We start from the raw sequence: 18,531 nt of genomic DNA, 5'->3' as shown, positions 1-18,531 counted from the left end.
GATCGTGATGCAGGAACACGACCCGGAGCGGAGTCGGCCCCGGGGGCCCTCCGCCGAGGGATCCGCCGGCCCGGGCCGTTCCGGGTCGAGGCCAACAACGAAGCGCGGCGCCTGGTGCGGGCTCCGCCACAGGAGGAGGATTGCGATGCTGAAGCGACTGCTGCTCGCCGGTGCGGCCGGCGCCCTGATGACGGCCGCGGCCCAGGCGCAGACGCCGGTGAAGATCGGCGTCCTGAACGACCGCTCGGGCGTCTACGCCGACATCTCGGGCGAGGGCTCGGTGGTGGCCGCCCGCATGGCGGTGGAGGATTTCAAGGCCGCCGACAAGGGCCTCAAGGTCGAGATCGTCTCCGCCGACCACCAGAACAAGCCGGATGTCGGCGCCTCGCTCGCCCGCCAGTGGTACGACCGCGACGGCGTGGACGCGATCTTCGACGTGCCCACCTCCTCGGTGGCGCTGGCGATCAGCCAGGTGACGCGCGAGAAGAACAAGGCCTTCGTCAATTCCGGGGCCGGCACGGCCGATCTCACCGGCGCGCAATGCTCGCCCAACACCGTGCACTGGACCTACGACACGGTGGCGCTCGCCAACGGCACCGGCGGCGCCATGGTCAAGCGCGGCGGCAACACGTGGTTCTTCCTCACCGCCGACTACGCCTTCGGGCAGGCGCTGCAGCGCGACACCACCGCGGTCGTGACCAAGAACGGCGGCAAGGTGGTGGGCTCGGTCAAGACGCCGTTCCCCACCGCCGACTTCTCGTCCTTCCTGCTCCAGGCGCAGGGGTCGGGCGCCAAGGTGATCGGGCTGGCGAATGCCGGAGGCGACACCATCAACGCCATCAAGCAGGCGGCGGAGTTCGGCATCACCGAGGGCGGCCAGGCCATCGCGGGCCTCCTCGTCTTCTCCTCCGACGTGCACTCGCTCACCCCGAAGGTGGCGCAGGGGCTGGTGCTCACCGAGCCCTTCTACTGGGACCTCAACGACGCCACGCGCTCCTTCTCCGACCGCTTCGCCAAGACCTTCAACGGCAAGAAGCCGACCGCCGTGCAGGCCGGCGTCTACGGTAGCGTGATCCACTACCTGAAGGCCGTCGAGGCGATGAAATCGGCCAAGGACGGCGGTCAGGTGGTCGCCAAGATGAAGGACCTGCCCACCGACGACCCGCTGTTCGGTAAGGGCACGATCCGGCCGGACGGGCGCAAGATCCACGACATGTACCTGTTCGAGGTCAAGAAGCCGGCCGAGTCGAAGGACCCGTGGGACCTCTACAAGACCCTGGCGACCATTCCCGGCGACGAGGCGTTCCGGCCGATGAGCGAGGGCGGCTGCCCCCTCGTCGGCAAGAGCTGACCAAGAGCTGACCCGGGCGCCGGCGCGGCCACCCTCCGCGCCGGCACCCCGCGACGGCGCAGGGCTCCGGTGCCGCGGCCCGCGAGCCCTGTTATGATACCGCCGGGACGCCTGCCCCGGCCTTCCCCCCGCACGAGTCGCTGACCAGCCATGACCATGATCTTCGGCGTTCCCATGCAGGCGCTGTTCGGGCAACTCCTGCTCGGACTCATCAACGGCTCGTTCTACGCGATCCTGTCGCTCGGCCTCGCGATCATCTTCGGCCTCCTGAACATCATCAACTTCACGCACGGCGCCCAGTACATGATGGGCGCGTTCGTGGCCTGGATGCTGCTCAACTACGCCGGCATCGGCTACTGGTGGGCGCTGCTCCTCGCGCCGCTCGCGGTCGGCCTGTTCGGCGTGATCATGGAGCGGGTGCTGATCGCCCGGCTCTACAAGCTCGATCACCTCTACGGCCTGCTGCTCACCTTCGGTCTGGCGCTGATCATCCAGGGCCTGTTTCGCAACGAGTACGGCGTCTCGGGGCTGCCCTACGCGATCCCGTCCGAACTCTCGGGCGGCCAGCGCCTGCCCTTCATGTTCCTGCCGAACTACCGCGGCTGGGTCGTGGTCGCCTCGCTGATCGTCTGCCTCGCCACCTGGCTGATCATCGAGAAGACCAAGCTCGGCGCCTATCTGCGCGCCGCCACCGAGAACCCGACGCTGGTCCAGGCCTTCGGCGTGAACGTGCCGCTGCTCCTGACACTCACCTACGGCTTCGGCGTGGCGCTCGCCGCCTTCGCGGGCGTGCTCGCCGCCCCCGTCTACTCGGTGAACCCCAACATGGGCGCCGACATCATCATCGTGGTCTTCGCCGTGGTAGTGATCGGCGGGATGGGCTCGATCCTCGGCTCCATCATCACCGGCTTCACCCTCGGCCTCATCGAGGGCCTCACCAAGGTCTTCTACCCGGAAGCCTCCTCGACCGTGATCTTCGTCATCATGGTGCTGGTGCTTCTGGTGAAGCCCGCCGGCCTGTTCGGACGCACCGCCTGATGTCCGCCCTTCCGCTCTCCGCCTCCGCGAGGACCGCCTGAGATGGCCCATTCCGCCGCCACGGCGTCCGACGACGCCACCCCGATCGCCCCCGCCCTGCCGGAGGGCAAGGACGCCAAGGCGTTCCACCGCATGGTCTTCATCGGCATCGCGGTCGCGCTCGCGGTCCTGCCGCTGGTCCTCTACCCCGTGTTCCTGATGAAGGTTCTGTGCTTCGCGCTGTTCGCGCTGGCCTTCAACCTTCTGCTCGGCTACGGCGGACTCCTCAGCTTCGGCCACGCCGCCTATTTCGGCATGGCGAGCTACGTCTCGGCCTACGGCGCCAAGCACTGGGGCCTCACCCCGGAACTGGCGATCCTCGCCGGCACGCTGACCGCGGCCCTGCTCGGCCTCGTGTTCGGGGCGCTCGCCATCCGGCGCCAGGGCATCTACTTCTCGATGATCACCCTGGCGCTCGCCCAGATGGTGTTCTTCTTCTCGCTGCAGGCGAAGTTCACCGGCGGCGAGGACGGCATCCAGGCGGTGCCGCGCGGCCACCTGTTCGGCGTCATCAGCCTCGCGGACGACCGGGTGCTCTACGCGCTCGTGGCGCTGATCTTCTTCGCCGGCCTGCTGCTGATCTACCGCATCATCCACTCGCCGTTCGGCCAGGTGCTGAAGGCGATCCGGGACAACGAGCCGCGCGCGATCTCGCTCGGCTACCGGGCCAACCAGTACAAGCTCGCGGTGTTCGTGCTCTCGACCACGCTCGCGGGCGTGGCCGGCGCCACCAAGGCGATCGTGTTCCAGCTCGCCTCGCTCACCGACGTGCACTGGTCGATGTCGGGCGAGGTGGTGCTGATGACGCTGGTGGGCGGCATGGGCACGGTGTTCGGGCCGATCCTCGGCTCCTTCGTGATCATCGCGATGGAGAACTACCTCGCGCAGTTCGGCGCCTGGGTGACGATCATCCAGGGCGTGGTGTTCGTCGTCTGCGTGCTGCTGTTCCGCGAGGGCATCGTCGGGCTCTTCGCCCGGCTGCTGAAGAAGCCGCTCTGATACCAACGGTCATTGGAAATGACCGTTGGTTCCGCTCTCGAATTTTCGTCAAGCCCTTGGCTTGATGTCGAAAATTCGAGATAACTCAACGGCCCGATGCGTCAGCATCCTGGGCCGTTGGTATGAGGCGCGGTCCCGGCCACCGGGACCGCCCGCGGGCCGGGGAGGGGCCTGCCCCCGCGGGGCGGCCCCGCTCCCCCGGAAGAACCGGCCGGCGCGGCGCCTCCTTGCGCCAGACTGCACGCCCGCGGACCCGTGCCCTGCCTCGCCGGCAGGGTGCGGGCCCCGGGCGCCCTCGTCCCTGCCGCAATCCTGTGTTGAGAGGGCGCGACCGCACTCCCACACACGCAGGCAACCGCATCGATGCTCCGTCGCCTCTACGAGTGGATCCTCGCGCTCTCCGCGCGGCCCACGGCCCCCTACGCGCTCGGCGCGGTCTCCTTCTCGGAGAGTTCGTTCTTCCCCATCCCGCCCGACGTGATGCTGGTGCCGATGGTGGTGAGCCGGCCCGAGCGGGCGTGGCGCTACGCCCTCGTGGCGACGCTGACCTCGGTGGCGGGCGGCCTGCTCGGCTACGCCATCGGCGCGCTGCTCTACGATTCGGTCGGGGTCTGGCTGTTCAGCCTCTACGGGCTCTCGGCCAAGGCTGAGGCCTTTCGCGAATCCTACGCCCAGTACGGCCACTGGGTGATCCTGCTGAAGGGCCTCACGCCGATCCCCTACAAGCTCGTCACCATCACGTCGGGCTTCGCGGGCTACGACCTCCTGTGGTTCACGCTCCTGTCGCTGGTCACGCGCGGCGCGCGGTTCTACGCTCTGGCCGGCCTCGTGAACCGCTACGGCGTCGGCATCCGCACGGTGCTCGACCGGCACCTGAACGCGGTCGCGGGAGGCTTTGCGGCGGTGGTGGTGCTCGGCTTCGTCGGGTTCCGCTACCTGCTCTGAGGCGTTCGATGACCGCGCTCACCGCGCCGCGCCCGGCGGCGCTCCTCGTGCTCCTCGCCGCCGCCGCCACGCTGGGCGGCGCGCTGATCTTCCAGCACGGGTTCGGCTACGTGCCGTGCAAGCTCTGCCTGGAGCAGCGCCAGCCCTACTACCTCGCGCTGCCGCTCGCGGCGGCAGCGGCGCTGCTGCCCCGCGGCCTCGCCCGCTGGGTGCTGGCCGGGCTGGCGCTGCTGTTCCTCGCCAGCGCGGGCCTCGGGGCCTACCACGCGGGCGCGGAGTGGGGTTTCTGGCCCGGACCGAGCGATTGCGGCGGCGGCGCGGGCGCCGGTCCCGCCGACGTCAAGGACTTCCTCAAGACCCTCGAACAGACCCGCGTGGTGAGCTGCACCGAGGCCGCGTGGCGCTTCCTCGGCCTGTCGCTGGCGGGCTGGAACGTGCTGATCTCGCTGGCGCTCGCCGGACTCGCGGGCATTGCGGCAGTGCGGGGCGGGCGCGCCTAAGACCACCAGAGCCGGGGCTCGGGAGCCGTCGACGACGGCGCCCTCCCGGCAGATCGGCCCATCCGCTCCGCGTTCGGGTGGGCCGGACGGTCTCGCCCTCAGGGCGCGGAGGCGTAGGATTGCCGCTCGTCCTCGCCGATCTCGCGGATGACGCGGCAGGGATTCCCGGCCGCGAAAACCCCCTCCGGCACGTCGCGCGTGACCACGCTGCCCGCGCCGATGACGGTGCGCGACCCGATGCTCACGCCCGGCAGGATCAGGGCGCCGCCGCCCACCCACACGTCCGAGCCGATGTCGACCGGCTTGCCGTTCTCCTGCTTGCGGCGCAGGGCGGCGTCGAACGGGTGCAGCGGCGTCAGGATCTGCACGGCCGGGCCGAACAGCGTGAAATCGCCGATCCGCACCCGGCACACGTCGAGCACCACGCAGTTGAAATTGAAGTAGACGCGCTCGCCCAGCTCGATGTTCGAGCCGTAATCGCAGAAGAACGGCGGCTGCATCCAGACCGTATCGCCGCCCTTGCCGAAGATCTGCTTGCACAGGTCGCGGCGCAGCGCCTCCTCCTCGTCGCGCGTGGCGTTGAGCCTCAGGCACAGGTCCCGGACCCGGTAGCGGTCCGCCACCAGCTCGGGATCGAGCGCGTCGTAGAGCTCGCCCGCCAGCATCTTCTCGCGTTCGCTGCGCATCGGCATTCCCCATCCTCGGAGCCGGGCCGGTGGGGGGCTCACGCCCACCGCGCCTCAGGGAGGCGCTTCCATGCCCTCCCGGCGATGCGTACATATGTACGCATCGTCCCAGAATGCCAACCGCCGCCGGGCGGCGGGGTTCGCCGCCCTCAGGAGGATCGCGTGCCCACGTCCCCGCGCCGCTACGATCCGGACCGCCGCGCCCGCATCCTGCGGGCGGTCCTCGACGTCATCGCCCAGCACGGCGTCGCCGGCGCGACGCACCGCCGGATCGCGGCGGCGGCCGACGTGCCGCTCGGCTCGATGACCTACCACTTCGCGGGCCTGGACGAGGTGCTGACCGAGGCGTTCACGCTGCTCGCCGACACCGTGTCGGCGCGGTTCACCGAGCGGCTGGCCGCCGCCGCGACCCCGGACGAGGCCTGCGAGGCCGTGGTCGACCTCATCGTGGACGAGAGCTGGGCCACGCCCCGCACCATGCTGCTGAGCTACGAACTCTACGCGTTCGCGGCCCGCAATCCGCCGCTGCGGCGGGTCATGCAGGACTGGATGGAGAAGAGCCGGGCGGCGCTCCGGCAGCATTTCGCGCCCGACACCGCCAAGGTGCTGGATGCCCTGATCGAGGGCCTCTCGATCCATCGGTCGGTCGATCCGGAGCCGATGGATCGCGCCCACGTGCGCGCGGTCGTCGCGCGCCTGATCCCCTAGAAGAGGCGGGACGCCCGCCGGACCCTGAGCGTCAGCGCGGGGCGAGCCCGAACAGGGCGCGGGCCTCGGCCGGCGTGGCGGGGGCGCAGTCGAGGAGCGAGAGCAGCGTCGCGGCCTTCTCCACCAGCGCCGCGTTGCTCGGCGCGAGCTGCCCGCGCGACAGATAGAGGTTGTCCTCCAGGCCCACCCGCACGTGGCCGCCGGCCGTGGCGGCCAGCGCCACCATCGGGAATTCGGCCCGCGAGATGCCGAAGGCCGACCACACCGCGTCCGGCGGCAGCCGGTCGCGCATCTGCAGCAGCGTCTCGGGCGTGGCCGGCGCCCCCCACGGGATGCCGAGGCAGAGCTGGAACAGCGGCGGGCGGGCGAGGTGTCCCTCCGCGATCAGGTGCTTGGCGAGTTCGATCTGGCCGAGGTCAAAAACCTCGATCTCCGGGCGCGTGCCGGCCTCCGCGATGCGGGCCGCCATGGCGCGCAGGTGCGCGGGCGTGTTGAGGAAGGTGTGCTCGCCGAAATTCATCGTCGCCACGTCGAGCGTGCAGATCTCCGGCCGCAGGGCCGTGACGTGCCGCGTGCGCACCTCCGGGGAGGCGAGGCTGGTACCGGGGCCGGCCTGGGCCGGATCGGGCTCGCCCGGCACGTAGCGCCCGCCCGCGCCCGTGGTGAGGTTCAGGATCACGTCGCCGTCACGCTCGCGGATCCGCTCCACCACCTCGCGGTAGAGGGCGAGGTCCATGCTGGGCTTGGCCGTCTTCGGGTCGCGCACGTGGATGTGCACCACCGCCGCTCCGGCCTGCGCCGCCTCGATCGCCGATCGCGCGATCGCCTCCGGGCTCACCGGCACCGCCGGGTTCTTCGACGGCGTGTCGAAGGAGCCGGTCAGCGCGCAGGTGATGACGGTCTTGCGGGACATGCGGTGCTCCTCGTGGGTCCGTGGACGGGAGCCCGGAGGCTCCGCGACCGCCTCAGTCGTGGCCGCCATCCACCACGATCGTCTCGCCGGTAATGTAGGCGGCACCGGCCGCGAGGAAGAGCATCGTCTCGGCGATGTCCTCGGGCTTGGCGAGGCGGGCGAGCAGGGTGCGCGAGAGCGTCGTCGCCTTGCGCGCCTCGGGCCAGCCCTGCGTCCAGGGCGTCTCCACGAGGCCGGGAGCGACGGCGTTGACCCGCACCTCCGGGGCGAGCGCCCGGGCGAGGCTGCGGGTGAGGTTGACGAGCCCGGCCTTGCCGGCCGAGTAGGCGATGCTGGAGCCGCGCCGCCCCAGCCCCGCGATCGAGGCTGTGTTCACGATGCAGCCCCGCCGCGTCTTCAGGTGCGGCGCCGCCGCCCGCGCGCAGCGATAGGGACCGATCAGGTTCGTGGTCAGGATCGTCTGCCAGAACTCTTCGGTCATCGCGTCGAGGTCGGTGAAGTCGATCGGCTGGCTGGAGGCCGGCGTGCCGGCGTTGTTGAGCAGCACGTCGAGCCCGCCCAGCGCCTCGACCGCGCGGGCCACCATCGCCTCGGCCTCGCCGGGCACCGCCACGTTGCCGGGGATGCCGACGACCGAGAGGCCATCGCCCTTGAGCCGCTCCACGGCCTCCGGCCCGCGCGGATCCTCCGGCAGGTGGTTGAGCGCCACCGCCGCGCCGCAGCGGGCAAACAGCGTGACGGCAGCGAGCCCGATGCCCGACGCCCCGCCCGTCACGAGGACGCAGCGTCCCCGAAGATCCGCACTGATCATGCGCGTTTCCGCCCTGCGAAATGATGTTTCGCGCCACGATGGCAGGCGTCGGGCGGCCTGTCCAGCCCGCACGGGGCCTTCGCGTCCCTACGGCCACGCCGCCGCGCTTCCGCCGGTTTGACCCGGAATTCTGCCGGACACCACCGGGAAACCCCTCTAGGGTCCCGATCCTTGAGCGTGGCCGCGCCGGCCCGCTCCGAGACGGCAGACATGATCGTGACCCGGCGGCCCGAGGAGGCCGCGTCCCACCGCGCCAACAACCTCGGCCTCCTGCGCCTGCTGTTCGCCGCCCTGGTGGTGGTGGCCCATTCGCCGGAACTGATCGACGGCAACCGCTCCCGCGAGATCCTCACCCGGGTCTTCGGCACCGTCTCCTTCGGCGAGGTGGCGGTGGACGGATTCTTCCTCATCAGCGGCTACCTCATCACCCGCAGCTACCTCGGCGCGGTCTCGCCCGGTGCGTATCTGGCGCGGCGCATCCTGCGGATCTATCCGGGCTTCCTCGTCGCCTCCCTGGTCTGCGTCGCCGTCGTGGCCCCGCTCGCGGGCGGGGTCGTCACGCCCGCGGCGTGGCTGAAGGCGCTGGGCCGCATGGCGCTCCTCGCACCGCCCGACGTGCCGGGTGCCTTCGCGGGGCTGCCCTATCCGCTGCTGAACGGCTCGATGTGGACGATCTCCTACGAGTTCGGCTGCTACCTCCTCGTCCTTCTCCTGGGCATCCTCGGCGTGCTGCGGCGACCGCGGGTCTTCCTCGCGCTGCTCGCCGGCCTCTGCCTCCTCTACGCCCTGCGCGGCCAGATCCCGGCGCTGGGGTTTTCCGACAAGGCGGGGTTCCGGCTCGCCAGCATGATCCGCTTCGCGGCCGTCTTCTGCTGCGGCGGGGCGTTCTACCTCTGGCGCCACCGCATCGCCTATTCGGGGCGCGGGGCGGCGCTCGCGGCCGCGCTCCTCGTGCCGCTCCTGTTCAGCGCGCCGCTCGCCGAGCCAGCCTTCGTGGTGCTGGGCGGCTACCTCGTCTTCTGGTTCGCCTTCGCGGTGCCGCCGGGCGCGGCGAGCCTCGCGGCGAACCGGCTCGACCCGTCCTACGGCCTCTACCTCTACGCGTGGCCGATCCAGAACCAGCTGGTCCTGTACGCGCCGGGCCTGTCGCCCTGGTCGGTGACCCTGATCGCGCTCGGCCTCGCGGGGCTTTTCGGCATCGCGAGCTGGCTCGTGGTCGAGGAGCCCGCCATGCGGCGCGGCCTGCGGCCCGCCCGGCCGACCGTCAATCCGGCACCGTGAGATCGTCCAGCCCCTCGGGCGGCGCGGGGAAGCGCGGATCCATCGCCTCCAGCGTGTCGGCGATGGTGCGGGCGACGAGCAGGTTGCGGAACCACTTGCGGTTGGCCGGCACGATGTACCAGGGCGCGTGGTCGGTGGCGCAGCGCGTCAGCGCGTCCTGAAAGGCGGCCTGATAGGTGTCCCAGGCGCGGCGCTCCACGAGGTCGGCCGGGTCGAACTTCCAGCGCTTGTGCGGGTCGGCGAGCCGGCTCTCCAGCCGCTTCTTCTGCTCGTCGCGGGAGATGTGCAGGAAGAACTTCAGCACCGTGGTGCCGGACAGCGTCAGCAGCCGCTCGAAATCGTTGATGACGTCGTAGCGCAGCCGCCAATCCGCCTCCGGCACGAGGTTCTTCACCCGGACGATCAGCACGTCCTCGTAGTGGCTGCGGTTGAACACGCCGATCATGCCGCGCGCCGGCGTGTGCTGGTGGTAGCGCCAGAGGAAGTCGTGATCGAGTTCTTCCGTCGAGGGGGTCTTGAACGACCACACCTGGCAGCCCTGCGGGTTCACGCCCTCGAAAACATGGCGGATGGTGCCGTCCTTGCCGCCGGTGTCGATCGCCTGGAACACCACCAGCAGGCTGCGCCGGTGCTCGGCGTAGAGCCGTTCCTGGAGATCGACGATGCGCGCCCGCTCCGCGGCGAGCGCCGTCTCGGCGGCGGCCTTCCCGTCCGAATCGGGCGGCCCGTCGGGATCGACCGCCGCGAGATCGACGGGCCGGCCCGGCCGGCTCACGACGATGCCCGGGCAGGGGTCGGGCCGGACCGGCACGTGGGCCGCGAGCGAACCGGGGCTCGTCGCGGCGAAGCCGCCGGCCTCGGCGGCCCAGCTGGCCGAGGAGGGCCGCGGGTGACCGTCGTGATGCGGCTTGTCAGACTTCGTCTTCTTCGACATCGGGAGAGCGGGACAGTCTTGGGGAGGAGCGGGAAATGCCAGCGATAACGGAGCCGTTCGACCCCCGTTCCGTGCCGCCCTGCCGATGACCCGCTCCCCGCTCTACCTCGTCCGCCACGGCGAGACCGACTGGAACGCCGAAGGCCGGCTGCAGGGGCAGCAGGACACGCCGCTCAACGCCAAGGGCGTCGCGCAGGCCGAGGAGGCGGGGCGGCGCCTCGCCGGGATCCTGGCCGGCGAGGCGGACCGGCCCGTATACGTGGCGAGCCCGCTCACCCGCACCCGCCGGACCATGGAAGGCCTGCGCGCCGCGCTCGGCCTCGATCCCGCCGCCTACGCGCTGGAGCCGCGCCTGCGGGAGATCGGCTTTGGCACCTGGGAGGGGCTGACGTGGCGCGAGATCCGTCGCGCCGATCCGGGGCGCGCCGCCGCGCGCGACCGCGACCGCTGGGGCTATTGCCCGCCCGGTGCGGGCGCCGAGAGCTACGCGATGCTGGTCGAGCGGGTCCGGCCCGTGCTCGACGCCCTGGCCGGCCCCACCGTGATGGTGGCGCATGGCGGCGTCGCGCGGGCGATCCTGGTGGCCCTCGGCCACGCGACGCCCGCCGAGGCGGCGCACCTGGACATCTGGCAGGGCCGGGTGCTGGTGCTCGACACGGCCGGGCGCCGCTGGGTGTGAGCGGCGGCGCCGCAGATTGGTCCCAGGCCGGTCTGCGGAGGCTCTCGTTCCCGCACCCTCTTCGCCGCCGAAGCGGTCCCCGATGCGGCGGATGATGCTCAGGCGGCCGGCCCGAGCCCGTCGTTCACCACGCACGCGAAGGTGAGCACGTCGACCGCCGCCGCCCCGCCGCGCAGGAGCGCGCGGGCGGCGGCGTTGGCGGTGGCGCCGGTGGTCGTCACGTCGTCGACGAGCAGCACCCGCCGGCCCTGGAGCCGCGCCTTCGCGGCCGGCGGCACCCGCAGCGCGCCCTGAAGGTTCTCGGCCCGGCCGGCCCGGCTGAGGCCGACCTGCGGCCGGGTGCGCCGCACGCGGGCGAGCAGCCCCGGCTCCACCGGCACGCCGCTGCCGCGCGCCGCGTGGCGGGCGAGCAGGGCGGCTTGGTTGAAGCGCCGCTGCCACAACCGCCAGCGCCAGAGCGGCACCGGCACCACCACGTCAGCCTCGGCGAGGAGATCGCGGCCGGCCCGCGCCATCATCCGGCCCATCGGCCCGGCGAGATCCAGGCGGTCCTCGTATTTCAGCCGGTGGACGAGGCGCCGGGCGGTGTCGTCGTAGCGCGCCACCGCCCGCGCCCGCCCGAAGACCGGCGGGTCCGCCAGCGCGGCCGGGGACAGAAGTCCCGGCACGCCGAGATCGACCGCGAAGGGGGTTCCCAGCCGCTCGCAGAAGGGCCGCTCGATGAAGCGCATGCCGCTCCAGCAGGCGGGGCAGAGGGCGTGCGGCGTGCCCGTGGCGCCCTCGCAGGCGATGCAGACGGGGGGATAGATCAGGCCGACGAGGCCGCGCCCCGCGAGCCCCGGCACCGAAGCGAGCAGGCGCAGGAGGCGCGCCGGGTCGGGCCGGACCGGGCTGGAAGTCTCGTCCACGCGCCGTCCTCTCCTTGCGTCAACCGGGCCAGCCTAGCGCCGGACCGGCGGCCCGCAACCGGATCCGGCGCGGCACGGTCGCCGTCCGGATCCGCCGCACTGGCGCGGCGGGCGCCATCGCGCCATCTACCGGCGATGTCCATGCCGTCCCTCTTCGATGCCGGGCTGATCCGGCGGCGCCTCGCGCGGGCGCACCGCCTCGGCTTCGCGGACTTTTTGGTCGCGCGGGCGCTCGACGATCTCGGCGAGCGGATGGGCACCGTGCTGCGCCGCTTCCCCCTGGCGCTCGACTGCGGCACGCCGGTCCCGGCCGCCGCCGCGTGGCTCCGCGCGAGCGGCCGGGCGGATGCGGTGGTGCGCCTCGCGCCCATAGCCGAGGCGCCCTTGACGGAGGCGCCGCAGGCGGGCGTCGCGCTCGCGGTCGGCGACCCCGAGGCGCTGCCCTTCGGCGAGGAGCGGTTCGACCTCGCGGTGTCCCTGCTGTCGCTCCAGCACGCCAACGACCTGCCGGGCGCCCTGATCCAGATCCGGCGGGCGCTGAAGCCGGACGGGCTTTTTATCGGCTGCCTGCTGGGCGGGCGCACGCTCACCGAGTTGCGGCAGGTCTTCGCCGAGGCCGAGAGCGAGGTCGAGGGCGGCGTGAGCCCCCGCGTCGCCCCCTTCGCGGAGGTGCGCGACCTCGGCGGCCTGCTCCAACGGGCCGGCTTCGCCCTGCCGGTCGCCGACAGCGAGACCCTGCCGGTGCGCTACGCCGACCCGTTCGGGCTGATGCGCGACCTGCGGGCGATGGGGCTCACCAACGCGCTGCGCGAGCGGCGCGGGACGCTGCGCCGTGCCACCCTGATGCGGGCCGCCGCCCTCTACGCGGCGCGCTTCGCCGATCCCGACGGGCGCGTGCGCGCCACCTTCGAGGTGATCTGGCTCTCGGGCTGGGTGCCGCACGAGAGCCAGCAGAAGCCGCTGCGGCCCGGCAGCGCCAAGATGCGCCTCGCCGACGCGCTGGGCACCACCGAGCACAGGAGTTCGACATGAAGGAACCCGGCCCCGACCACCCGATCACCATCACGCCGAACCCGCACCGCATCCGCGTGATGCTCGGCGGGGTCATCGTCGCCGAGACCACCCGGGCCCTGACGCTCGCGGAGGCCGGGCTGCCGCCCGTGCAGTACATCCCGCGCGAGGACGCCGCCTGGGACCTCTACGAGCGCACGAGCCACGTCACGCACTGCCCCTACAAGGGTGATGCGAGCTACTATGCGCTCACGGCGGGGGGCGTGGAGCGGCCGAACGCGGTGTGGAGCTACGAGGCGCCCTATCCGGCGGTGGCCCAGATCAAGGACCACATCGCCTTCTACCCGAACAAGGTCGACGCGATCGAGGAGTTCACGGACTGAGCCTGCACCGGCGCGCAGAAGGACGCGAGGCCCGGGCGGGGTGACGCGGGCGATGGCGCTCAGCGTCCCGGAAGACTCAAGGACCCAAAAGATCGACCAGGGCCGGCAGCAGCGGCCGATCGGCGGGCGGCATCGGGTAGGCGGCGAGGTCGCGCGGGCGCACCCATTTCAGCGCCTGCCCCTCGCGGGCCTGCACGAACCCCTCCCAGCGCCGGCAGATGTAGAGCGGCATCAGCAGGTGGAAGCTCTCGTAGGCGTGGCTCGCGAAGGTGAGGGGGGCGAGGCAGGCCTCCTTCACGGCGATGCCGAGTTCCTCCGCGAGTTCGCGGATCAGCGTCTCCTCGGGCCGCTCGCCCGGTTCGATCTTGCCGCCGGGAAACTCCCACAGGCCGGCGAGCGTCTTGCCGGGCGGACGCTGCGCCAGCAGCACCCGCCCGTCCGCATCCACGAGCGCGACGGCGACGACGAGGAGGAGCTTGAGCGGGGCGGGATCGGCCATGCGGGGCGGTTAGCGCGGCGCGGCGCGTTTGGGAAGCGGCGGGCGGGCCGCTCAGGGCGCGCCCGCGATGCGCCACGTCGCCTCCACGGCCGCCTCCACCGTCACGGTGCCGGCCTCCAGCGGCACGCTCGGCCCGCGCGCCTTCGCGGCCATGGCGCGGCCGGCATAGACCGGCCCGTCCGTCCGCGCCGGCGAGACGATCTGCTCGACGGCGCCCAGCCGCACGCCCGCCGCCTCGGCGAGGCCCTGGGCTTGGCGGATCGCGTCCTTCACGGCCGCCGTGCGGGCCTCGTCCTCGGTCCTGGTCGGATCGAGCAGCCCGAACGTCACGCCGCCGATCCGGTCCGCGCCCCCGTCGAGGCTGCGGCGCATCAGCTCGCCGAGGCGTCCGAGGGCCTTCAGGCGCACCTGCACGGCGTTGAAGGCCCGGTAGCCGTCCGGAGCCTCCTGCCCCATGCGGCTCGCATCGCGCACCGGGCGCGTCACCGGCTGCAGGATCACGGCCGTGGTGGCGGTCTCGGCGTCGAACTCCTTGGCGAAGGCGATCACCTTGCGGGCCGCCGTCGAGTTCTGGTCGAGGGCCGCTGCGGCGGTCGGCCCGCGGCTCTCCACGGCGATCTCCACCGTGGCGAAATCCGGCACGGCCTCGATGCTGGCACGCCCGATCACCGTGATGCGCCCCTCGTCGGCCGCGGCCGGCGCAGCGAGCGCCGCGAGAGCGAAGGCGGCGAGGACCAAGGGGGCGAGGACGGTGGGGCATCTCACGAGCGGTAATCCCCATTGATCTCGACGTAGGCCTTGGTGAGGTCGCAGGTCCACACCCGCGCCCGGCCCGCGCCGAGGCCGAGATCGACCCGGATCGTCACCTCGGGCCGCTGCATCACGGCGCTCGCCGCGGCCTCGTCGTAGGCCGGATCGCGCGCGCCCTCGACCGCGACCCTCACGTCGCCGAACCAGATCGCGAGGCGGTCGCGGTCGGCCGGCTCGCCGGCCTTGCCCACCGCCATCACCACCCGGCCCCAATTGGCGTCCTCGCCCGCCACCGCGGTCTTCACCAGGGGGGAATTGGCGATCGACAGGGCGATGCGGTGCGCCGAGGCGTCGTCCACCGCGCCTTCGGCCTCCACGGTCACGAACTTGCGCGCGCCCTCGCCATCGCGGGCGACGAGCTGCGCCAGCTCGATCAGGAGGTCATCGAGGGCGGCGGCGAAGGCCGCCAAACGCGGGTCGGCCGGGTCCGCCACCGGCGCGTTGCCGGCCTTGGCGGTGGCAAACAGCATCAGCGTGTCTGAAGTCGAGGTGTCGCCGTCGATCGTCACGCAGTTGAAGCTGCGCCGCGTGCCCTGGCCGAGCAGGTGCTGCAGCACCGCCGCGTCGAGCACGGCGTCGGTGAACACGAAGGAGAGCATCGTCGCCATGTCGGGGGCGATCATGCCCGCGCCCTTGGCGATGCCGTTGAGGGTCACCTCCGTGTCGCCGATCCGCGCGCGGCGCGTGGCGAGCTTCGGGAAGGTGTCGGTGGTCATGATGGCGCGCGCGGCCTCGGTCCAGTGCGCGGCCCCGGATTCGGCCCGGCCGGCGCAATCCTCCAGCACGCCCTCGAACTTCCCGGCATCGAGCGGCTCGCCGATCACGCCCGTGGAGGCGACGAAGACCTCCTCGGCCGCGCAGCCCGCCGCCTGGGCGGCGATGGCGGCGGTCCTGGCCACCGCCTCGCGGCCCTTCAGGCCCGTGAAGGCGTTGGCGTTACCGGAATTGACCACGAGCGCCCGCGCCGCGCCCCCGGCCAGATGCTCGCGGCACCAATCCACCGCGGCCGAGGGGCATTTCGAGCGCGTGAACACGCCGGCGGCGCGCGTGCCGGGCTCCATCAGCAGGAACAGGACGTCGGTGCGGCCCTTGTAGCGGATCCCCGCCTGGGCGGTCGCCAGCCGGACGCCCGCGATGGGCGGCAGGTCGGGGAAGGTCTGCGGCGCGAGCGGGGAGACGGGGTGGGACATGCGGGGCTCCGGCATTCCGCCGACATCCTCGCCGTCGGCGCGGCGGTGTTGCCCCGCCGGGCGCCGCCGCGTCAACCGCGCCGAGGACGGCGAGACCTGCCAGGTTGCGAGCCCCGGTCCCGCCAGGATGGCGTGCGACGAGGAGCCCGGATGACAGCGATCCCCACCCTGGCGCGCCCCGCATGGCGCTACGCCGCGTTCCTGGCGGCCTATGCCTACCAGGGCCTCGTGGCCGGCTTCTCGCTCACGGCGCTCGCCAACCACTACGCGGGGCTGGGGATGTCGGCCGGGGAGGTCGGGCAGCACTTCGCCCTCGCCGGCCTGCCCTGGGCGGTGCAGCCGCTGCTCTGGGGTCCGCTCCTCGACCGGGCGGGGCCCTCCCGCCTCGGCCGGCGGCGCGCGTGGCTGATCGCCGGGCTCCTCGGGGCGCAGGCCGCGCTGGCGCTGCTGCTGCTCATTCCGGACGAGCGGTCGCTCGGCCTCGTGGGTGCGGTCTTCTGCCTGCACAGCGCCTTCGCGGCCCTGATGGACACCGCCGCCGACCGCCTGATCCTCGACCACGTGCCGACAGCCGAACTCGGCCGCACCAGCGCCTGCAGCCGCGCCGGATTCGTGCTCGGCACCGCGGCCGGCACGCTGCTGTTCTCGTGGTCGCTCGGCACCCTCGGCTTCCCGGCGAGCGTCCGCATCCTGCTCGCCGCGAGCGGGCTCGCGGGCCTGCTCGCCGTGGCGGTGCGCGAGGCGCCGGGCGACGCGCTGATCCTGCCGTCCCGCCGGGTCTCGGGCGGGCCGGGCCGGCGCCGGCCCCTCGGGCGATTCCTGCGCCGGCTCCTCGCCGCGATGCGCCGGCCGCAGTCCCTGCGGCTCCTCGCGCTCTGCTTCGCGATCGACTTCACCCTCGCCCTGTTCGAGGTCCGGCTCGGCGTCGCCCTGGTGCAAGAAATCGGCTGGGAGTCCGGCGCCCTGTCGCGCGCGCAGGCCGGCCTCGGCCTCCTCGCCGGGACGCTCGGCGCCCTCGCGGTGGGATTCTGGGCCGACCGGGCGGGACCGGTGCCGGCGCTGCGGGGGCTGCTCCTCGCCTGCGCGGCCTCCTTCGGCGGGATCGCCCTGCTGATCGCGGCCGGGCGCGCGGACGCCGCGGGGGCGGCGATCCTCGCCCTGGCGAGCCTTGCCCCGGCGCTCCTCGTCGTCGCGCTGGTGCCCGCGCTGATGGGCGCCAGCCGCGGCAGCGGCAGCGCCGCGACCCAGTTCGAGCTCTACATGGCGGTGCTCAACCTCGGAAGCGTCTCGGGCGCGGCCGCTGCGGGCGCGGCCGGGCCGCTCATCGGGCTCGCCGGGACGGCGACGCTCGCCGCCGCGACCTTCGCGGCCGGCACGCTGCTGGCCGCCCGTCCGCACCTGATCCTGCGGCAAGTGCCGCGCCACCCCAAGAACAACGCATGATTGTGGAAAACTGTAATCCATCCGTGGCAAGATGCCGTTCCATCTGACGAAATTTCCGCATCTAGAGTTGAAAAATCACACCTAGAGAGGCAATCTCCGGTGAGCGTGACCCTGCGTCCGCGGCTGTTCCGGAGGAAGGCTTGGCTCATCCGCAAGTGCTGCGCGACATGGCCCTGTTCGTCGAGGTGGCGAAGCGCAAGAGCTTCAGCCAAGCCGCGGCGGCCCTCGACGTGCCGATCTCGTCCCTCTCCCGGCGCATCACCCAGTTCGAGGCGACGATCGGCCTGCGTCTCTTGGACCGGACCACCCGCAAGCTCGTGCTCACTCCCTACGGCGAGGCGTTCTACGAACAGGCGCTCCGCCTCGTCGAGGAAGCGCAGCGCACCTTCGACGACCTGATCGCGCAGGCGCGGGGGCCGAGCGGCCTCCTGCGGATCGCCGCGCCGCCGGAGGGCTGGGCGCTCGACCACCTGCCCGCCGTGGTGGCGGACTTCATGAGCGAGCACGAGCACGTCCGGGTCCATCTCGACCTGCGGCCCTCTGTGGCCGACCTCGCGGCCGAGGGCTACGACCTCGCGCTGGTCACGGACGAACCGCGCGAGGCCTCGATGATCGCGCGGCGGGTCGGGTGCCTCGCCACCGGCGTGTTCGGCGCGCCGGCCTGCCTCGCCCGCGACGGGATGCCGGGCCAGCCGGAGGATCTCGCGCAGCACGCCGCCGTGGTGGCGGGCCAGACCGCGTGCGACGTTTCCTGGCGGCTGTCGCGCGGCGGCGAGACGCGCGCCGTCACGGTGAGCGCGGCCGTGTCCTCCAACAGCCTGCCGCTCGCGCGGCGCTTCGCCCTCGACGGGCGCGGCCTCGCGCTCCTGCCGCTCCTCGACGCCGAGGCCGACCTGAAGATCGGCGCCCTGGTGCGTGTCCTGCCGGAATGGAGCGGTCCGCCGCTCCCGGTCTCGATCGTCACGACCTCGCGCCTGATGCCCGCCAAGGCCCGCGCCTTCATCGAGTTCGCCGCCCGCCAGCTCGGCGCCAGCCTGATGCCGGGCGCGCCCGAGGCGCCGGACGCCGCGCCGGTCTATGCCCTGAGGGCCTGACGGCGCGGGGCCGCACGCCCCGATCACCCCTGTTGCGGCAACCCCACAGCGCGGCGTCGATCGCACGGCGCCGCGGCCGGCCGCTCGTGCGGCTCAGCATTCCCGCGCCCCGCTTCCCGGTGGACGCGGGCGGAGCCGGCGCGGTAAGCCACGGGCGAGGCGGGACCGGCCCGCCGCCGCTCTGCCACGAACCGGCCCCGTTCCCGTCCACCTTGCGCGCCAACGCCGTGCTCCACGACACCGCCCTTCGCACCCCACCGCGCCATGCTGACGGCCGGACGGTCCGGAACTGCGTCGCCGTCGTCGGCG

20 protein-coding genes are annotated in these 18,531 nt (G+C 72.6%); 12 read left to right on the top strand and 8 right to left on the bottom strand.

Annotated features, from left to right (window positions below):
• Positions 1-145 precede the first annotated feature (145 nt).
• The 5 genes from ACKUB9_RS10050 (at position 146) to ACKUB9_RS10030 (ending at position 4,872) form a co-directional block, all read left to right on the top strand.
• Positions 146-1,351 carry an ABC transporter substrate-binding protein gene (locus ACKUB9_RS10050; RefSeq protein ID WP_407521533.1) on the top strand — a complete coding sequence of 402 codons (1,206 nt, stop codon included), beginning with the start codon at positions 146-148 and terminating at the stop codon, positions 1,349-1,351.
• Between the two features lie 150 nt (positions 1,352-1,501).
• Complete coding sequence (locus tag ACKUB9_RS10045; protein ID WP_407521535.1) at positions 1,502-2,389, top strand: branched-chain amino acid ABC transporter permease; 888 nt, start codon at positions 1,502-1,504, stop codon at positions 2,387-2,389.
• A gap of 42 nt (positions 2,390-2,431) precedes the next feature.
• Complete coding sequence (locus ACKUB9_RS10040; RefSeq protein WP_407521537.1) at positions 2,432-3,427, top strand: branched-chain amino acid ABC transporter permease; 996 nt, start codon at positions 2,432-2,434, stop codon at positions 3,425-3,427.
• A 363-nt stretch (positions 3,428-3,790) separates the two neighbouring features.
• The gene (locus tag ACKUB9_RS10035; RefSeq protein ID WP_407521539.1) at positions 3,791-4,372 is read left to right on the top strand and encodes a YqaA family protein; all 582 of its coding nucleotides are present in this window, start codon (positions 3,791-3,793) and stop codon (positions 4,370-4,372) included.
• 8 nt (positions 4,373-4,380) lie between these two features.
• Positions 4,381-4,872, top strand: a complete 492-nt coding sequence (locus tag ACKUB9_RS10030) for a disulfide bond formation protein B (RefSeq protein ID WP_407521541.1) — start codon at positions 4,381-4,383, stop codon at positions 4,870-4,872.
• A 98-nt stretch (positions 4,873-4,970) separates the two neighbouring features.
• Here ACKUB9_RS10030 and ACKUB9_RS10025 read toward each other — a convergent pair whose 3' ends face one another.
• Positions 4,971-5,558, bottom strand: coding sequence for a sugar O-acetyltransferase (locus tag ACKUB9_RS10025; protein ID WP_407521543.1), 588 nt, complete (start codon positions 5,556-5,558; stop codon positions 4,971-4,973).
• Positions 5,559-5,720: 162 nt separating this feature from the next.
• On the opposite strand from ACKUB9_RS10025, the gene ACKUB9_RS10020 reads away from it, so the two are divergent.
• Positions 5,721-6,266, top strand: coding sequence for a TetR/AcrR family transcriptional regulator (locus ACKUB9_RS10020; RefSeq protein ID WP_407521545.1), 546 nt, complete (start codon positions 5,721-5,723; stop codon positions 6,264-6,266).
• Positions 6,267-6,297: 31 nt separating this feature from the next.
• Here ACKUB9_RS10020 and ACKUB9_RS10015 read toward each other — a convergent pair whose 3' ends face one another.
• Both ACKUB9_RS10015 and ACKUB9_RS10010 read right to left on the bottom strand, forming a co-directional pair.
• On the bottom strand, positions 6,298-7,179 hold the full coding sequence (locus ACKUB9_RS10015; RefSeq protein ID WP_407521547.1) for a beta-keto acid cleavage family enzyme: 882 nt from the start codon (positions 7,177-7,179) through the stop codon (positions 6,298-6,300).
• A 52-nt stretch (positions 7,180-7,231) separates the two neighbouring features.
• Positions 7,232-7,990, bottom strand: coding sequence for an SDR family NAD(P)-dependent oxidoreductase (locus tag ACKUB9_RS10010; protein ID WP_407521549.1), 759 nt, complete (start codon positions 7,988-7,990; stop codon positions 7,232-7,234).
• Positions 7,991-8,200: 210 nt separating this feature from the next.
• Here ACKUB9_RS10010 and ACKUB9_RS10005 point away from each other — a divergent pair, with 210 nt between their 5' ends.
• Positions 8,201-9,271 (top strand): acyltransferase family protein, encoded by a 1,071-nt coding sequence (locus ACKUB9_RS10005; RefSeq protein ID WP_407521551.1) that lies wholly within the window; start codon positions 8,201-8,203, stop codon positions 9,269-9,271.
• Here the strand turns inward: ACKUB9_RS10005 and ACKUB9_RS10000 are convergent.
• The gene (locus tag ACKUB9_RS10000) at positions 9,255-10,205 is read right to left on the bottom strand and encodes a polyphosphate kinase 2 family protein (RefSeq protein WP_407521553.1); all 951 of its coding nucleotides are present in this window, start codon (positions 10,203-10,205) and stop codon (positions 9,255-9,257) included. The two genes, ACKUB9_RS10005 and ACKUB9_RS10000, sit on opposite strands and share 17 nt — an antisense overlap.
• Before the next feature lie 85 nt (positions 10,206-10,290).
• On the opposite strand from ACKUB9_RS10000, the gene ACKUB9_RS09995 reads away from it, so the two are divergent.
• Positions 10,291-10,884, top strand: a complete 594-nt coding sequence (locus tag ACKUB9_RS09995; protein WP_407521555.1) for a histidine phosphatase family protein — start codon at positions 10,291-10,293, stop codon at positions 10,882-10,884.
• Between the two features lie 98 nt (positions 10,885-10,982).
• On the opposite strand, the gene ACKUB9_RS09990 is transcribed toward ACKUB9_RS09995, so the two are convergent.
• Positions 10,983-11,747 carry a ComF family protein gene (locus ACKUB9_RS09990; RefSeq protein WP_407521657.1) on the bottom strand — a complete coding sequence of 255 codons (765 nt, stop codon included), beginning with the start codon at positions 11,745-11,747 and terminating at the stop codon, positions 10,983-10,985.
• Positions 11,748-11,927: 180 nt separating this feature from the next.
• Between ACKUB9_RS09990 and ACKUB9_RS09985 the strand changes: the two genes are divergently transcribed.
• Positions 11,928-12,824: a methyltransferase domain-containing protein gene (locus ACKUB9_RS09985; protein WP_407521557.1), complete on the top strand. Its 897-nt coding sequence runs from the start codon at positions 11,928-11,930 to the stop codon at positions 12,822-12,824.
• On the top strand, positions 12,821-13,186 hold the full coding sequence (locus tag ACKUB9_RS09980) for a DUF427 domain-containing protein (protein WP_407521559.1): 366 nt from the start codon (positions 12,821-12,823) through the stop codon (positions 13,184-13,186). The genes ACKUB9_RS09985 and ACKUB9_RS09980 overlap by 4 nt, the downstream gene beginning before the upstream one ends.
• Before the next feature lie 76 nt (positions 13,187-13,262).
• Here ACKUB9_RS09980 and ACKUB9_RS09975 read toward each other — a convergent pair whose 3' ends face one another.
• Genes ACKUB9_RS09975 through argJ form a run of 3 tightly spaced genes read right to left on the bottom strand, consistent with a single transcriptional unit; the run spans position 13,263 to position 15,685 of the window.
• A complete protein-coding gene (locus ACKUB9_RS09975) occupies positions 13,263-13,685 on the bottom strand; it encodes a (deoxy)nucleoside triphosphate pyrophosphohydrolase (protein ID WP_407521561.1) in 423 nt (140 codons plus the stop codon).
• Positions 13,686-13,736: 51 nt separating this feature from the next.
• Positions 13,737-14,450 carry an SIMPL domain-containing protein gene (locus ACKUB9_RS09970; RefSeq protein WP_407521563.1) on the bottom strand — a complete coding sequence of 238 codons (714 nt, stop codon included), beginning with the start codon at positions 14,448-14,450 and terminating at the stop codon, positions 13,737-13,739.
• Positions 14,447-15,685 carry a bifunctional glutamate N-acetyltransferase/amino-acid acetyltransferase ArgJ gene (gene argJ / locus ACKUB9_RS09965; protein WP_407521565.1) on the bottom strand — a complete coding sequence of 413 codons (1,239 nt, stop codon included), beginning with the start codon at positions 15,683-15,685 and terminating at the stop codon, positions 14,447-14,449. Before argJ ends, ACKUB9_RS09970 begins: the two co-directional genes overlap by 4 nt.
• 150 nt (positions 15,686-15,835) lie before the next feature.
• Here argJ and ACKUB9_RS09960 point away from each other — a divergent pair, with 150 nt between their 5' ends.
• Positions 15,836-17,128: an MFS transporter gene (locus tag ACKUB9_RS09960; protein WP_407521568.1), complete on the top strand. Its 1,293-nt coding sequence runs from the start codon at positions 15,836-15,838 to the stop codon at positions 17,126-17,128.
• A 140-nt stretch (positions 17,129-17,268) separates the two neighbouring features.
• Positions 17,269-18,222: a LysR family transcriptional regulator gene (locus tag ACKUB9_RS09955; RefSeq protein WP_407521571.1), complete on the top strand. Its 954-nt coding sequence runs from the start codon at positions 17,269-17,271 to the stop codon at positions 18,220-18,222.
• Positions 18,223-18,531 lie beyond the last annotated feature (309 nt).

It is taken from the genome of Methylobacterium oryzisoli, from assembly GCF_046557895.1.
GTDB classification, from domain to species: Bacteria; Pseudomonadota; Alphaproteobacteria; order Rhizobiales; family Beijerinckiaceae; genus Methylobacterium; species Methylobacterium oryzisoli.
The sequence above is the reverse complement of the archived record's forward strand: the minus strand, read 5'-3'. Positions and strand labels throughout refer to the sequence as shown.

Excerpts from the sequence above, each read along its gene's own strand:
- ACKUB9_RS09995 (WP_407521555.1), top strand. The coding sequence starts at position 10,291 with ATGACCCGCTCCCCGCTCTACCTCGTCCGCCACGGCGAGACCGACTGG.
- ACKUB9_RS10015 (WP_407521547.1), bottom strand. The coding sequence starts at position 7,179 with ATGTCCCGCAAGACCGTCATCACCTGCGCGCTGACCGGCTCCTTCGAC.
- ACKUB9_RS10010 (WP_407521549.1), bottom strand. The coding sequence starts at position 7,990 with ATGATCAGTGCGGATCTTCGGGGACGCTGCGTCCTCGTGACGGGCGGG.
- ACKUB9_RS10045 (WP_407521535.1), top strand. The coding sequence starts at position 1,502 with ATGACCATGATCTTCGGCGTTCCCATGCAGGCGCTGTTCGGGCAACTC.
- ACKUB9_RS09975 (WP_407521561.1), bottom strand. The coding sequence starts at position 13,685 with ATGGCCGATCCCGCCCCGCTCAAGCTCCTCCTCGTCGTCGCCGTCGCG.
- ACKUB9_RS09980 (WP_407521559.1), top strand. The coding sequence starts at position 12,821 with ATGAAGGAACCCGGCCCCGACCACCCGATCACCATCACGCCGAACCCG.
- ACKUB9_RS10050 (WP_407521533.1), top strand. The coding sequence starts at position 146 with ATGCTGAAGCGACTGCTGCTCGCCGGTGCGGCCGGCGCCCTGATGACG.
- ACKUB9_RS10035 (WP_407521539.1), top strand. The coding sequence starts at position 3,791 with ATGCTCCGTCGCCTCTACGAGTGGATCCTCGCGCTCTCCGCGCGGCCC.
- ACKUB9_RS09985 (WP_407521557.1), top strand. The coding sequence starts at position 11,928 with ATGTCCATGCCGTCCCTCTTCGATGCCGGGCTGATCCGGCGGCGCCTC.
- ACKUB9_RS10005 (WP_407521551.1), top strand. The coding sequence starts at position 8,201 with ATGATCGTGACCCGGCGGCCCGAGGAGGCCGCGTCCCACCGCGCCAAC.
- ACKUB9_RS10025 (WP_407521543.1), bottom strand. The coding sequence starts at position 5,558 with ATGCGCAGCGAACGCGAGAAGATGCTGGCGGGCGAGCTCTACGACGCG.
- ACKUB9_RS10030 (WP_407521541.1), top strand. The coding sequence starts at position 4,381 with ATGACCGCGCTCACCGCGCCGCGCCCGGCGGCGCTCCTCGTGCTCCTC.
- ACKUB9_RS10040 (WP_407521537.1), top strand. The coding sequence starts at position 2,432 with ATGGCCCATTCCGCCGCCACGGCGTCCGACGACGCCACCCCGATCGCC.
- ACKUB9_RS09960 (WP_407521568.1), top strand. The coding sequence starts at position 15,836 with ATGACAGCGATCCCCACCCTGGCGCGCCCCGCATGGCGCTACGCCGCG.
- argJ (WP_407521565.1), bottom strand. The coding sequence starts at position 15,685 with ATGTCCCACCCCGTCTCCCCGCTCGCGCCGCAGACCTTCCCCGACCTG.
- ACKUB9_RS10000 (WP_407521553.1), bottom strand. The coding sequence starts at position 10,205 with ATGTCGAAGAAGACGAAGTCTGACAAGCCGCATCACGACGGTCACCCG.